This window comes from Sphingobacterium paucimobilis HER1398 (assembly GCF_000416985.1).
In the GTDB taxonomy this organism is placed as follows: domain Bacteria; phylum Bacteroidota; class Bacteroidia; order Sphingobacteriales; family Sphingobacteriaceae; genus Sphingobacterium; species Sphingobacterium paucimobilis.
Genome location: NZ_ATDL01000021.1, coordinates 247,169 through 262,299, shown reverse-complemented (window position 1 = coordinate 262,299; position 15,131 = coordinate 247,169). Strand labels below are relative to the sequence as shown.

The 15,131-nt window shown below is 40.8% G+C and carries 9 protein-coding genes; 4 read left to right on the top strand and 5 right to left on the bottom strand.

Features of this window, described 5'->3' with window-relative positions:
• Window position 1: 1 nt before the first annotated feature.
• From M472_RS41590 to M472_RS41575, 4 genes are all read right to left on the bottom strand, one after another.
• Window positions 2–3,292 (bottom strand): SusC/RagA family TonB-linked outer membrane protein, encoded by a 3,291-nt coding sequence (locus M472_RS41590; protein WP_200859603.1) that lies wholly within the window; start codon window positions 3,290–3,292, stop codon window positions 2–4.
• Window positions 3,293–3,374: 82 nt separating this feature from the next.
• Window positions 3,375–4,607 carry an exo-beta-N-acetylmuramidase NamZ family protein gene (locus M472_RS41585; protein WP_037458134.1) on the bottom strand — a complete coding sequence of 411 codons (1,233 nt, stop codon included), beginning with the start codon at window positions 4,605–4,607 and terminating at the stop codon, window positions 3,375–3,377.
• Window positions 4,608–4,979: 372 nt separating this feature from the next.
• Window positions 4,980–6,620: a SusD/RagB family nutrient-binding outer membrane lipoprotein gene (locus tag M472_RS41580; protein WP_021069474.1), complete on the bottom strand. Its 1,641-nt coding sequence runs from the start codon at window positions 6,618–6,620 to the stop codon at window positions 4,980–4,982.
• A 4-nt stretch (window positions 6,621–6,624) separates the two neighbouring features.
• Window positions 6,625–9,705: a SusC/RagA family TonB-linked outer membrane protein gene (locus M472_RS41575; RefSeq protein ID WP_031301483.1), complete on the bottom strand. Its 3,081-nt coding sequence runs from the start codon at window positions 9,703–9,705 to the stop codon at window positions 6,625–6,627.
• A 446-nt stretch (window positions 9,706–10,151) separates the two neighbouring features.
• On the opposite strand from M472_RS41575, the gene M472_RS41570 reads away from it, so the two are divergent.
• The 4 genes from M472_RS41570 to M472_RS41560 all read left to right on the top strand — a co-directional run bounded on the left by M472_RS41570 (window position 10,152) and on the right by M472_RS41560 (window position 14,084).
• On the top strand, window positions 10,152–11,135 hold the full coding sequence (locus tag M472_RS41570; protein ID WP_021069472.1) for a hypothetical protein: 984 nt from the start codon (window positions 10,152–10,154) through the stop codon (window positions 11,133–11,135).
• Window positions 11,136–11,154: 19 nt separating this feature from the next.
• A complete protein-coding gene (locus tag M472_RS0123175) occupies window positions 11,155–11,784 on the top strand; it encodes a hypothetical protein (protein ID WP_021069471.1) in 630 nt (209 codons plus the stop codon).
• 450 nt (window positions 11,785–12,234) lie between these two features.
• Window positions 12,235–12,570 (top strand): hypothetical protein, encoded by a 336-nt coding sequence (locus M472_RS41565; protein ID WP_021069469.1) that lies wholly within the window; start codon window positions 12,235–12,237, stop codon window positions 12,568–12,570.
• 995 nt (window positions 12,571–13,565) lie between these two features.
• The gene (locus M472_RS41560) at window positions 13,566–14,084 is read left to right on the top strand and encodes a hypothetical protein (RefSeq protein WP_021069468.1); all 519 of its coding nucleotides are present in this window, start codon (window positions 13,566–13,568) and stop codon (window positions 14,082–14,084) included.
• Between the two features lie 151 nt (window positions 14,085–14,235).
• Here M472_RS41560 and M472_RS41555 read toward each other — a convergent pair whose 3' ends face one another.
• Entirely contained in the window at window positions 14,236–15,102 is an 867-nt protein-coding gene (locus tag M472_RS41555) for a hypothetical protein (protein WP_021069467.1), read from the bottom strand.
• Between the last annotated feature and the right edge of the window lie 29 nt (window positions 15,103–15,131).

Below are 15,131 nucleotides of genomic sequence, written 5' to 3'. Positions count from 1 at the left end.
TCTAAAAAGTTAATTGAAGTCCTAATGAGAATGTTCTACGATAAGGATACGACCTCCCAAATGAATTCGGGTCTTTAATACCGTTTTCTGTATAATCTGTCTCTGGGTCAATTGGAATATTCAAACTATCGAACTCAAACAGATTCTCTCCGGAGAAGAAAACTCTGAACTTATCGATTTTTGCTTTTTCCAACACCGAACTTGGCAATGCATAACCAACCGTAAGATTTTTCAATCTTAAATAAGACATATCCAATAGATATCTCGTCTGCGGCATATGGTTCATAGAGGTGTTGCTTTGATTTTGATTGGTCGGTCTATAATAGAAAGCCCCTGTGTTTTCAGGCGTCCAGTAATCCATCTGATGATCGTACCATGCTTCCGCAGGTCTCCATCCAGGTACTGCAAAATCTCCACCTACCCAAGCACTACGGCTTCCAACACCTTGCAAGAAGAATCCTAAATCGAAACCTTTGTATTCAAAGTCCGCACGGAACCCATATTGATACCTTGGATTGGAATTACCAATAATTCTACGGTCTCCCGGATCCACAACAGTTCCATCTCCAACACCAATCACTCCATCACCATTCAGGTCTTTGTACTTAACATCCCCTGGACCATATTTAAACTTACCAGTCTCATAGTACGATTGTGAAGGAATCCCTTGCTTCAATGTATACGAACCATCTGCATTTTGGTTAAAATCATCGACCTGGAAGAGACGGTCCGTCTCATACCCCCAGATCTCCCCGATCATCTTACCTTTATAGTCTGTACTTGTTCCATTAGCATTGATCTGACCGATTCCGTCAAATTTACTGATTGTCTCTTTGTAATCAGACAATTGACCAGACAAACGCATATTAAGCCCATTATTAAAACTATGGTTATAGGCCAACTCCAACTCCCAGCCATTAGTCTGCATCTTCCCATGATTACGCAATGGTGAAGGTGCTCCGTAATTAGAAGTGAGCACTTCTCCGCCCGTAATCAGATCGGAAACCGTTCTTCTATAACGATTGAATGTTACATTCAACTTATTGTTAAAAAATGCTGCATCTACACCTATTTCTTTTGTAGTAACAGTCTCCCAAGTCAAATTTTGCGACACAATAGAAGGGGTAGTCATCGTATTCTGATTAATACCACCTACCAACCAATCTGATGGCGCTTGGCTCAAGGTTGACAAATAAAGACCACTAGGCACTGTTTGATTACCCACACTTCCCCAAGATCCACGTATTTTCAGGAAATCCATATAAGGCTTGGACCAATCCATAAACTCCTCTTGAGAGATTACATACCCCGCAGACATTGCTGGGAAGAACCCCCATACATTATCCCTGTTGAAACGGGAGGAACCATCATATCTCGCCAATACCTCTACGATATACTTACTTTTGTAATCATAGTTGACCCGGCCGAAAAAACCAAGCGTAGACCAGTGTGAAGCTTCCGAACTCGTTGTCATATCGCCAGTAGCCAACCCCAACTCTGGATAACCTTGATCTAGAAGTCCTAATCGCTGTCCCCATAATTTATCTGTCTTAAATAGCTCCGCATTTGCACCAGCCATAAATTTAAAATTATGATCTTCGAAACTCTTATCATAGGTCGCATACATATTGGCCACATGTCTATCTGTAACCGCACGTTCTTTACGAGCACGATTTGCAGCAGCCCCTGTATAGGTCATATACGTAAAATCCGTTTTCCCCCAGAAATCCCATCCTTCAGCTGTTCCTCCATTTTCATTATATTTTTGGAGATATTGTGAATAGGTATAATCCGCATCTAGCGTTAGCCCGGGCATAATCTTAGCCTGCCCGCCGAATGTAAAACGCGCCATATTTGAATTTCTGGAATTCATATTCGCTTGCTGCACATCAGTAATTGCATTTCGCATAGGCAACCCATCAATCGTACCATACGGAAAGTTTCTAGGCCAACGATACAGATAAAATAGCGGTTCATAAATATCACCACCAAATGAAAAAGGCTTACTTACATCAGATGCCGTATACAACACCTTAGCATACCCAGTCAACCAATCTGTAATATCCGCATTGATACCTAAGTTAAAATTATAACGGTTAAATTTATCAGTATTATCCTTCAAAACACCGGTTTGTGATATCAAGCCAAATCCGGCATTATAATTAATCTTATCCGATCCTCCAGAAATACTCAAATTATGATTCTGCTGTGGAGTATGCTTCTTCATGAACATACTTTCCGCATCCCACTGCCTGTGGAAATACAGTTTACCATCCTTTACTTCGTAATCACGGCCTTTAACCATTTCCAAACCCAGATCCTGTCCTCCATACAATTGCTCCCACTCTTCCATCTTTTGGATAGCATACTCATCATATTGTATCCCTAGATTATCATAATACGGTTTTCCTGGATCTTCGCGCATGGCTGCCAATAAACCAGCTCTAGCACCTGCTGCTCCACCTGCGATCACTGGAGTTGTAGTCAAGGTTTGCAACGCAAAATTATTAGAATAATTTATCGCTGTTTTTGTATTCCTCTTTCCTGACTTTGTTTTGATCAAAACTACCCCCCAAGCTGCTCTTGCACCATAGATTGCTGCCGAAGCATCTTTAATAACAGACATACTCTCAATGTCCGTAGGATTTATCATCGAAAGACTAGGTACCTCCACGCCATCTACCAAAATCAACGGAGAAGCACCACCTTCTGTTTTCAGCGATCCGCTCACACCACGTAGACGAATCTTGGGATCCCCACCTAAATCTCCACTAGCTGTCGAGACTGAAAGTCCTGATACAGCACCTTGCAATGCTCGTCCGACATCCGTCACAGGACGTGTTTCAAAAGTTTTTTTCGTATCGACAGTTGATACTGCTCCAGTCACATTTGTTCTCTTTTGTGTACCGTAACCGACTACAACGACTTCTTCCAAAGCATTGTCTTCAGAAACCAATACGACATTGATTGTATTGTCACCAACCTTTACATCTTGCGAAATATAACCGATACTGGAAAAACGCAGTGTTGAACCTACTGTGGCTGAAATTTTAAAGCTGCCGTTGGCATCTGTTGTTGTAGCCCCAGGAACCCCAACCACCGATACCGTAACACCTGCTAAAGGACCATTTTCGTCCGATACAGTACCCGCTACTGTATTCTGAACTAACCTATTTGATGAATAGGCTGTTGCCGCAGCAAGATTGGATGGATTCGAGACTTTCGAAACCTTCGCTTCTGCTGTCGTCATTGCCAACCCCAATGCGAGAGAGAATAGTAAAGTATTTCTCATATTTAGCATATTTAATAAACTTGTTTTACTTGTAATCATAACCTAGAAAGGTCTACTTAAAAAGCAGACCTAACCCATAATCTTATTCAAAGTCATTATACAACAGATATTTCTTACGCATCTGCTTATACTCCGACAGCTCTTTTTGCCAAGATGCTTTGATCTCATCTTCTGTTTTGCCTGCAATAATCTGCTTTCTCAATTCATCTGTACCCGCCAGCTTATCGAAGAACTCTGGCCTTGCGAAGAATTTTGATTTATCTGGCATTTTGTTGTAAAAATCCAGCACATACTTCAATGTGAATTTTTGTTGATCGGCATCTAGCCCACGTAGATCTTGCCCATACATTGTCTGTCCCTTTCCTTCTACATGCTTTACCATTCCTGCTTTTTCACCGGGTGTGTATTTGAAATCACCATAAACAGGATTATCATACCCCACCACCTGGAAAGGCCAGTCCGTTCCCCGTCCTACCGATATATCTGTTCCTTCAAACAGGCACAATGCACCATATAGACGAACCGACAAATGATTTGGCAACGATGGTGATGGAATCACAGGGAGCTCGTACATTTTCGAATGGTCCCAGTTTCTCACGGGTATCACCGTTACTTGACACTGGCGTCCATTCTCCAACCATTCCTCCCCATTGATCATATGTGCCAATTCACCAACGGTCAATCCGTGTATCATCGCGATTTTATGAAGAGATACGTTAGATTTAAATTTATCGTCTTTACGTACGGGACCATCGATCTGATCTCCGCAAGGATTAGGACGATCCAATACAATGAGTTCTTTATTGTGCTTTGCACACAATTCCATTACCCGATGCATCGAAGCTATATAGGTATAAAAACGCGCACCTACATCCTGCAGATCAAAGATCATTACATCTATCGATTGTATGATTGAATCTTGCTTATCGTTTTTACCATACAACGTGTACAGCGGAAGACCTGTTCTTGCATCCTTGTCATTACTGACTTTTTCGCCACGTTCGATATCCCCACGAAAACCATGCTCTGGAGCAAAACCAAATCTCAAATCGACCTTTTCACGGAGCAGTACATCGACAAGATGTTCCTTTCTCGCTCCAACAATCGATGTCTGATTGCCCATAAGACCTACCTTCTTTCCTTTCAAAAGCGGCAAATAAGCTTCCAACTGGTCGGCTCCAGTCTTAATTTCATCGTTTACTATAAAATCTGATTTTAGGGGTGGATTAGCGATATCCCTTGCTTGGGTTTTCAATCCACAGAAGAAAAACATCGAGCCTATCAGACTAGATGCTACTAAAGGTAAAAACTTCATATATACAGCTTGTTTTGTTAGTGTCTATTATGCGTTATTTATCAACATTACAGCTTAGATGGCTAAAAATAACACAATAAAACGCATAATACCGCATAAACAGCAAAACAAAAGCAGATGTAAGACAATTTTAGTTACAAAAACCGCACAAAAACGAATTCAAAAAAAAGAGAAAATCATACAAAAAAGTATAGATTTATACGTTAAATAAATGTTAAACCCACTTTACGAAGTTCATCAGAACAAGTGCATAGTGTTAAATATACACTATAAAGCAACAATAGTGTTACATTTGTAACTTTTCAGATCAACACCAAAAAGCCCCTTGCAGAAAACTGCAAGGGGCTAGATACTAAACTTAGAAAAATAAGATTAATCTTTTTTATCCCACCATATCGGTTCATTAATGTAAGTAGGCTTGTCGTAATTTGGAGCTACCAATCTAAGTTGAGCACTATTAAAATTCAACTCATAAGATGCCATCGCAAATCTTCTTGGCCAATCTGTCGCCCCAGGATAAGACTGTGCATACACGTGATTTGGACGCTTGTATCCTTTATACACACCAGTTGCTTCATTATAGTTTCCGCTACCGTCCGTACAATAGTCCATCCTACGCATGTCCACCCACTGTTCTGGAGAATAAGACAAAGCGATATACTTCTGAATCATGATATGGCTCATTGTCAAGTCTCCAGCATTTTGCACCACAGAGGTACTGGCCAAGAAATCATTGATATCACTGGCATTTATACCCATAATCTCCATATGGTTCCTTATCCCATCTTTGTATGCTGTCAGAGCTAGACCAGGCTCATTTCTTCTCAAGCGAACCTCTGCCTCTATAAATTTCATCTCTGATGCTGTCAAGAATAATCCTTTTGAGTCTTTCTTATTATACCAAGTACCTGTAGAAAGAATACGACCGCCTGCTCCCTTCGCCTCACGCAACTGAACAAATACCGAGTCAGCTTTGTCGAATTGATTTTTTTTCGAATCATACAGATACGCTTCAGGTCCAGTCAACACCTCATCTGATGCAAAATCCACTCCTAGCGTTGTACGCATAGAGCCATCTCCCTCTTGAGATCTAGGCACCAAAAGCTCGTATCGAGGGTCCTGCATATCGTTGTTTCCTGTAGGTGCTCCAGTGTAATTATTCAAGATATAATCCATGTAGAGCTTAGACACGCGAGTCGATGCTGAGGTATTCGTATACTGTAATGCCGATTGCGCTGTAGACGTTGTTTTGTCACTCTGATCCACATAGTGCATTATAGTAGACTCCGCAACCGTTTTTGGCGCCTTATCCAATGCTGCTAAGATTGCATCTGTATCATAAGTCGACTTCTTATTCAAATGCGATAAAAATCTTGCTTTTAACCCATAGGCCAACTTAATCCAACTATCTACGTTTCCTTTATTGTAAATATCACCCACTGAAAGGTTAGCAGCATACTGTCCTTGTGTCTTTCCTAATTCAATGATGGCTTCATCCAAAAGTTTAAAGACCTCCACATAGATCTCTGATGCATCCTCAAACTTAGGTGTCAAAATATCCTTGTTATCAAACTCTGTATAAGGAGCCACGCCATAATAATCGGCCATGTACCCAAAACCCCATGCTTTCATGACCAGACCTACACCTACATAGTGGTGAGCATCGACCTTTTTCGCTGCGTCTATCATTGGCTGGATATTCACAGCGGTATTTACATACCATGCCTGCCATGGCCAATTCGCAGCAGCTGCATCAGAATACCAACGGGTCAACATATAATTTCTCGCGCTAGCAGCATACACATTCGCTAACTGATGCGTTATATGGGCCGATCTGGTACCGCCACTTTCATAAGCATCTGCAAACTGCGCTAATATAGAAGGTAATCGCTGTTCCGCATTGGGCTGAACAGCAGTACCACTATTGGGATTATCATTCACATCAAGCCACTTATCACAGGAGGACAAGGATAAAGTAGCTGTCGCCGCCAATAAATATATTATCTTTTTCATTCGATTAGAATTTTAAATTAACACCAAACGTGAAGCCTGCTGTTGCTGGTACACCTGCATAGTCTATCCCAACGGCCCCAGAGCCCACGACGCCTGCTCCTGCAGCCGATGTTTCTGGATCCACACCAGAATAATTTGTCAACAACCAAAGATTGGTCCCCATGGCATTAAAGGTAGCTCCTTTAATAAATTTCGATTTTGCCAAAAGATCTTTAGGCAAAGAATAGCTCAAATTGACAGCGCGAAGTCTGAACCAATTCACTTTCTCAATAAAGTTAGGTGTATGTTTAGAATACACATCTTTATAATAAGCTTCATTAGCTTCAACCTCTCTTGTCACCATTTCGTACTCTTTAGTAGTCGGATTAAGCGACATCCCTGTAAATTGGAGCATCTCACCTCTGTTTTCTGTATTTTTACTCATACCATACGTAGTCATCAAATACTCAGAAGCGTTATACACATCTCCTCCTTTTCTAAAATCGAACAGAAAGGACAAATCCCAATTTTTATAAGTGAATGAGTTATTCCATCCTCCTATAAAATCGGGCTCACGATTACCAACATAAGTCGTAGTTGATGACGAAGTCAGTGGCCTTCCAGTTTTCCAGTCCAACAACAAGTTACCTTGAGCATCTTTTTGCCATACGGAGCCACTTATCCCCATAAAGTCACCATTGTTATAGGAAGCAGCCTTACCGGTACCCACCTGTACATCCGTAACATAAAGGATATCCAAGCCCCCAACCAACTTAGCAACCTTACCTTTATTATGAGAGAAATTCAGACTTGTATTCCACGCAAAATCACCTCTTTTTACCGGAGTAGCATTCAACGACACTTCAAACCCCTCATTATTCAACTCACCTATATTGTAGTAAGTCATAATATAACCTGTGGCATTAGAAACCCGAGGTTGCAGGATTTGGTCAACAGAGCTCGTCTTATAGTACGTGAATTCTAGTCCTAAAGCATTTTTCAAGAAACGTAAATCTGTACCAATCTCAAACGAATTCGTTCTTTCCGGTTTCAACTGATCGTTACCTCTTGTCCAATGATTTCTAAATCCACCTCCAATAGTCAATTCTGGACCAAATAACCCTGTAGTCGTCACATAGGCTGGTGCATCTTTACCCACTGATGCCCACGAAGACCGCAACTTACCATACGTCAAGATATCGTTCTTTTCAAACAACTCTGTAAAAATCAAAGATCCGGAAATTGAAGGATAAAAGAATGAACGATTCTGCACCGGCAATGTAGAAGACCAGTCATTACGTCCTGTAGCATTCAGGTAAGCAATACCTTTGTATCCCACACGTAAATCACCGTATACACCTACAATCCTACGATTATTAAAGATCTGTGAATAATACTTATTATCCTGCTTAAAGTTCTCCATATTCTCGACCCCTTTCAACTCAAAGCTTTCACCACGCAAAGAAGACGATTTAACACGCGTATCTTCCGCATTATGTCCGACTAACAAGTTAAAATCCCAATCCTCTATCTGCTTCTTGAAATTTAACATCAAGTTGCTGTTCAAATACTGATATTTTTTATCGGTATTGGACATCATACCATTCTGCCATGCTTCTTTCACACTAGATCCAGGAGCCACTAATGTATTGAACTGCGAAGTATAATTATCCACACCTAGACGGTAGGTAATATCAAACCAATCAGTCACATTCACATTTGTATAGACCGTTCCCAATATGCGATCAGTTTTGTCAGATTGTGGATTCTTATGGATTAACCAATACGGATTGTCGGTATTGTTTTCCAAAGCGACCTGCGGCAACAACAGATTGTTTCTGCCATCTGGCGTAAGGTAATCTTTCATATTATGGTTTCCTGGCCATATCAATACGGATTCCATATACCCATTACCGGAGGAACCCCAAAGTCCAGAACCTGTCAACGTCTTACGTGTATCGCTGGTCGAATAGGACGCATTGGCACCAAATGTAAACTTACCATACTTCTGCTCACCGTTAAAACGTACCGTCGAGCGATTAAAGTCTGTCGTAGGCACTACACCTGTTTGGTAGATGTTCGATCCTGAAAGAAAGAAATTTCCAGTAGCCGAACCTCCGGAGATATTAAAGGAGTTATCGTACATACTTGCTGTCTCGTAAAAATCCTTCATATTATCATAACGCAGATCTCCATCTTTGAATGGGTCACCCCAAGATTCAAAAGTTTGCGCTACATACTTATTGTTATAGTAAGATCCTTGTTTGTATTTTGTCTGCTGCTCAGGCAATTTGTTCACCCAGTTAACCCCGACTCTCGAAGTGATACCTACTTGGGTACGTCCTTCCGCACCTTTCTTTGTCGTGATTACAATAGCTCCCGCTGCTGCGCGCAGTCCATACAACGCTGCTGCTGCTGGGCCTTTCAATACAGACATCGACTCGATATCTTCCGGGTTAATATCTAAGGCACGGTTACCGTTCGTAGTAGACGTATTCACGTTACCATCGAATGCAGAATTATCTCCTTGTCCAGTAGAGTTATCCATTGGAATACCATCGATTACAAAAAGAGGTTGATTGTCCCGTTCTAACGATGTACCTCCACGGATTATGATACTTGCCGAAGCTCCTGGCGCACCACCTGAGTTCGTAACATTAACCCCCGCAATCTTACCATTCAAAGAATTGATTACGTTGGGGTTTTTATTCTTCATCAATTCATCAGCTTTGATATCCTGTACAGCATATCCCAAAGCTTTCTTTTCCTTCTTAATCCCCAATGCCGTTACGACCACCTCATCGATTGCCTCTTCCGAGCCGCTCAATTTGATGTTGTAGACATTGCCTGAACCCACCAACTGTGAAGTCTCTCCAGAACCGATAGCTCTAAAGATCAATGTTTCGCCTGGCGCAGCTTGAATAGAAAAGGACCCATCTGCATTCGTCTGCACCGAGCGTGTAGTACCTTTTACAATGACAGTTACGTTGCTCAGGCCATCTCCATCTGAAGACGTTACCTTACCCGAAACTGCTTTTTGCTGTGCCATCAAACAGGATGCATAAAGGCACACCCCGAAAAAAGCAAGTAAAAATCTCTTTTTCATGTGTTTGATAGTTTGTTAAAATTGTGTTTATTTTCTAAAATATAGATTTGTACACCAGTAATTTAGTTAGGCAAGTCTACGAAAAAAAAAGTGCTTATGCGTTTTTTTGCGAAACTATTTTTTTAAAATTCACAAATAAAAATTCCAGCACTCACCCAAAATCTTGAATAAAATTCGAACAAAGACCTCTAAACCAAAACAAAAGACAGATTAAACATCAAAAAACCATAAACACCTGATCATCAACACTTGTCTATACAACCTTTGTAAAACCGCAAAAAACGCAAACTTTGACCCAACAACTCAAGCATCCCTTACTTTAACAATCTACATTCCCTTGTGTAACGTTTCACTGATCAGATAGCAGCTTCCAATATTAACCTTTTGTTAAAACAACATAAATGGTAAGCTTTTTGTTTTAACCCTAACTAAAAGAAGGAGTTAAAATGAAGTTTTTTAATTTATTCTGGGGACTATTCATCTTATATTTTGTCTTCATACACCCAGCCCTCATCTATTACAGCAGTGACTTAGCACCTGATCCCTCTACACAAAATTCTTACACAGCCCTTATCTATCTTGTATTAGCGCTATTTCTCTGGTCTGTCACATTCATTCTTTTCGCACGACTGATCTACAAAAACACCTACGGGCTTCAAAGAGACATCAAACGTTTAAGCCAAGAAGGCAGGCTGATACAGGCTACCATTGACCAGGTAAAATCAGAAAAAAAACTTCCCAATGGTTTTGTGAAAAAGGAAATTCTAGTATCATTTGATAATTTCAGCAATACGCGAATTCACTATCCGCTAACATGGACAGACAGCAAACCGCATCAACAGCGCTATAACACCGGACAGCAAATAGCCCTCCGAGCAGATCCCCACCTGAAATACCGCCCCTATGTCGTCCCCGACGGCATAGAAACCCATATAAACTCAAAAACAATGATTCTTTATACCAGCATCTGGATAGTCTCGATACTCGCAATAGCCGCGTATTTCTATTACGCCTACACGAGTCAAAGCCAAGGCTATGGCTGGCGATTCCTCTCTTTGACCCATCCCCTCATCCTGTCCCCCGTTATTCTATACAGCCTTTTAGCTATCTTTTATGTATTCTTTGCCAAACTGATATCACCTAATCTCAGTAAAGGCAGCGGAGATAAAGACATGGCCCAGCTTTTATTATGGGGGAAAAGAGCGACAGCAGAAATCATAAGTGTACAACAGACTGGAACATATATCAATGAACAGCCCCAGATCAGATTTAACATGAATTTTATCGACAGCGACAACATCAGTCATCAGGTCGCTATCAAAAAAATCGTATCTCTTCTGGACCTCCCTGCAGTACAGCTCACCAAAAGCAAGCAAATTCTCTACCTAGCTGACAATCCTCAAGCCATAGTCCTGGAAGAAGATTTATAAACAAACAGATTTAATCACGATGAAAAACAGATTATACATACCCATAGCCGTTATATTGCTGTCGTCCTGTAAGCCATTTACACAATCCATCAGAGACACTTTGAAGTCTGAAGAAGAAGTACAGCAAGACCTTGCCCATAAGGAACAGAACGAGAGCAACAGCTTTCCACTGCGGGTCATTAAAACAGTATCCAGTACCGCTGCCCTACAAGCCGCGGAAGAGACCCTACGCCAGCTGCCACAATTCAGCGGAAAACCCATCATGGTACAACAGTCCGCACATTTCTTCGGAGATGGCCGTATTGTACTCAACATACAAAACCCCGACACCCCTCAAAATATCGACCGGTATGTATACCAACGAGGCAAGTGGCAAACCCCGACGCCTGTGCGTATCACCAAAGCCGACCGATTGGATCAGCAGCTGTTCCCCTTAGACCGAGTTTCCTTTGCTACGGCCAACAAAGTCTACACGACATTGAAACAGAAAATAAAAGAAATCAAAAGCGAAGAACGTGACCCTACCGTCTATTTTTCCTTCTACAACGACAAGATCAATTGGTCACCACGATCACTGCGAACACCCAGGGGCAGCTATTCCCTATCCTTTGATGAACAAGGCAATCTACAATCCTTTGAAAAGGATTAACAACAAGGTCATCCTTTTCCGGACTTCTTGAGCAGGAAAATCCCACAGGCCGTCAAGATGACAACCAATACAGCGATCAGTACGAATTGATAGTCCAGCAGATCCATATTTTGTGTATTTATAAGGCGCCCCCAACAAGGCCTCTAATGTTCCTTATGCGCAGTTAGGCCGCCAGCGGTCTCCACAATAAGAGAGACCGCCTCAGGCCATACTAAACAACACAGGTTATTTTTACAGTTAGTGATAATATTTTAAGTGATTACATGTTAATTCTAATTGGTCATCGTTTTCTACAGAGAGCACCGCGCCCCTATCCCTACGGACACACTAATATAAAAAATACAATTGTAATACGCAAATTAAACGTATAAAACACGTCAACATAACGCATATACTTCACGCTTATTATAAGAAAAGTTTGTGAATTTTGTTTTACATTAAAGCCGAAGAATGACGTTAGGTAAATTTATACAAGAGAGAGTGCGCTTAAAGGGGATTACAGATAAAGCTGTTGCAGAGGCTTTACATATTTCGGCAAGATCAGTTCCCAATATCTATTCAGCCAAAGAAATCCCAACGTCCAGAGTCGCTTTATTATCGGTATTGCTAAACGAAGATATCTACTACAATTACTACAAAAATATGGAAACAGTAGCTCCCGTGGTTAGCGCTCAGGTCCAAGACCTCCTTCAAAAAATCAAGACTCTTGAAAACTCCATTTTTGATAAAGAGCGATTGATCCAAAGCCAAGCAGCGCTGATTGAATCACTCCAAGCAAACAAATAAAGTTCTTATTTATAATCTCAACTACACTCCCCATCTTCGATAGGACCCTACAGTTAACACACACTAGACTCTTACATAAAGCACCTTGCATCCGTGCTGAGTCCGAGTCCTCTCCGTGTTGAGAGCGAGTCTACCTTAGACACAGGGCTGTAGCACCTAAGGCACAGTTCGCACGCAGTTGCCTTCTTAATAGGTTCTTAATACTATCTATAGTATAACTATGGTACTGGCCCCCGCATTTAACATCATCTATAGAAAACCAGAAGGTCTCTACCAAGCAAAGCGAGTTTGCTTACACACTTCGTGGGATACTGCTGTAAAAACATCAAGACAACCATCCCCTTTTGGAAAACAAGTGACACCTTTTTCAGAAAAAGGTGTCACTTGTTGTGAACTTGTAATCACTTATCTGTAAAAAGGGACTCCTTTTTACTAAAATGGAACATCTATATTGAAACAACCGTCCCCTTTTTTCTACAAAGTTATCGGTTGTTCTAAACAAGGAACTACTTTTTGGCAAGTAGTAATCAATTGTTTGAAAAAAGGAAATGCTTTTCATTAAAAAGGTCCCCCTTCTACCAAACTAGGTAGACCTTTTTAAAAATAATGGAACCATTTTTCGAAAAAAACGATTCCTTATTTGTGCAAAGTGACTACTCATTCTTAAAAGGCAATCCCTTTTTGTGAACTACCAACATCTTGTTTTCAAAAAGGGATGACTACTTTGCAAAAAGGTGTCACAGATGGCTAACTTGGAGTCACCAAACCGCTAGAAGGTGCTCCTTATAGAGACAAACCGTTCCCTTCCAGGTATAATTTAGGTTCACAAAAAAGTATTCCTCAGAAGGAACACCTTTCAGATCAACTCATTTTAGCAAGAGTTCATCCTCTACAAGTATACAGACCAAAAGGACATTCAAAAACCACAAGCATCGAAAAGTAACACCGAAAATCAATATCTTTATCAGAACCAGCCATAAATCTTAAGATCCAACATGAAGAAAACTGATTTATTAAACCTTGCAATCCGAATAATCGGCATTATACTTTTCTTGTACAGTATCAATTCCATCAAGGAACTATTATTCTATTTTGCTCTTCCAATCAATAGTATCGCAGTGGATGAGTGCGTTTCCTTTATAGGAGTCCTATTATTCACGATAATCATCCAGTGGATCTTAGCTGCCCTATTAATGTTCAAATCTGATTCAATAACCAATCTACTAATCAAAAACAGAGATGATCATACACAAGAATTCTCCCCGCCCTACACGCAGAAAGATATGTTAAGATCCGCTTTAGTAATCATAGGCATCACCGTAATTGTTCTCCATCTTCCAGATTTCATTATCAATACCGTCAAGTACATAAGATTAGTGCAGGCCAACGATCCAAGCAAAAGCTTCGACCTTACAAATGTGGAGACCAGTGCCTTAAAGATTATCTTGGCCTATGCCATGATTTACTTTTCTAGCCAGATCAGCACTTATTTTTACCAGACGAACAAAGATTAGTAAAGCAATTTATTAAAATTTTGCTCTTCACACAGAGCAAAATGATGATCACAATCCATCGCTACCCCAGAATAACCATTCTCTTTTTAGCAACCAGTGATCACTTGTTTAAGAAAGGAGGTGCTAGCACCTCCTTTCTTATTGAATAAATTTATAAAACCCCTAACTGCTTCATCGATGCTACTGGAGTCGCAGCACGATAACCCGCCAACATATGATGATTAATACGGCCAATAGTGGCATTCCACCAGTCCGAATAATCTACCGTATTGCCGGCAGCATTTCTTACCTTCAGGCTTCCCTGATCCGAACCATCAGCCCCGATCAACCGGATACGATAATCGATCCGTGCTGTTCCAGCAGAAATCTCAACCGTTTTGTTTACAGGGAGGGGCTCCCATCCAGTGGCTTCACCAAAAGCTACCGGTTTACCTACATTCGCCCAATCACTCTTCTGTCCTGTGGCATTGTCTACAGTGTATTGAAACTGATATTGCAACTTCAAGGTAGTAGGCTCTCCGGCCTTCTCATAAAGAAAATTAGAAAACTTTACCCAGGCTGTACTTCCTGTAAACTCGGTCGTCACCGAAGGATAAGGAGTTTCATTCTTGATAAACACCGGAGGCTTTGTAAAATCATGGATCACGACAACATATTTACCTGCCGGCAGTTCAAAATCTTGGTCATAGGCCAATGTTAAATTGGTGATAGCCCCTCTATGTAGCTTTAAATTTACTTTACCCGGTTTGGCTACAAAAAACTTACCAACGGCCCCACTGGGTATGAAATTATAAGCTGACAATGGCGTAGTTTCATTTGTCAAAAGCTCATTATTCAATTCAACTTTATTGATGTTATTTGCAGTACCAGTAGTCACCGGAACCATATAAAAAAGTTGAAATTGTGCTGTGGTCTCCTCATCAACTTTCACAGTATCATATTCGACAACATGTTTTTCACAACTCGTCACAAAGAGGGAAAAGACCAAAGTTATTAATAGTATATTTAGATTTTTCATTGCTCAATAGTTTTAAATAAAACATCTTT

Excerpts from the sequence above, each read along its gene's own strand:
- M472_RS41575 (WP_031301483.1), bottom strand. The coding sequence starts at position 9,705 with ATGAAAAAGAGATTTTTACTTGCTTTTTTCGGGGTGTGCCTTTATGCA.
- M472_RS41585 (WP_037458134.1), bottom strand. The coding sequence starts at position 4,607 with ATGAAGTTTTTACCTTTAGTAGCATCTAGTCTGATAGGCTCGATGTTT.
- M472_RS41590 (WP_200859603.1), bottom strand. The coding sequence starts at position 3,292 with ATGAGAAATACTTTACTATTCTCTCTCGCATTGGGGTTGGCAATGACG.
- M472_RS41555 (WP_021069467.1), bottom strand. The coding sequence starts at position 15,102 with ATGAAAAATCTAAATATACTATTAATAACTTTGGTCTTTTCCCTCTTT.
- M472_RS41565 (WP_021069469.1), top strand. The coding sequence starts at position 12,235 with ATGACGTTAGGTAAATTTATACAAGAGAGAGTGCGCTTAAAGGGGATT.
- M472_RS41570 (WP_021069472.1), top strand. The coding sequence starts at position 10,152 with ATGAAGTTTTTTAATTTATTCTGGGGACTATTCATCTTATATTTTGTC.
- M472_RS41560 (WP_021069468.1), top strand. The coding sequence starts at position 13,566 with ATGAAGAAAACTGATTTATTAAACCTTGCAATCCGAATAATCGGCATT.
- M472_RS0123175 (WP_021069471.1), top strand. The coding sequence starts at position 11,155 with ATGAAAAACAGATTATACATACCCATAGCCGTTATATTGCTGTCGTCC.
- M472_RS41580 (WP_021069474.1), bottom strand. The coding sequence starts at position 6,620 with ATGAAAAAGATAATATATTTATTGGCGGCGACAGCTACTTTATCCTTG.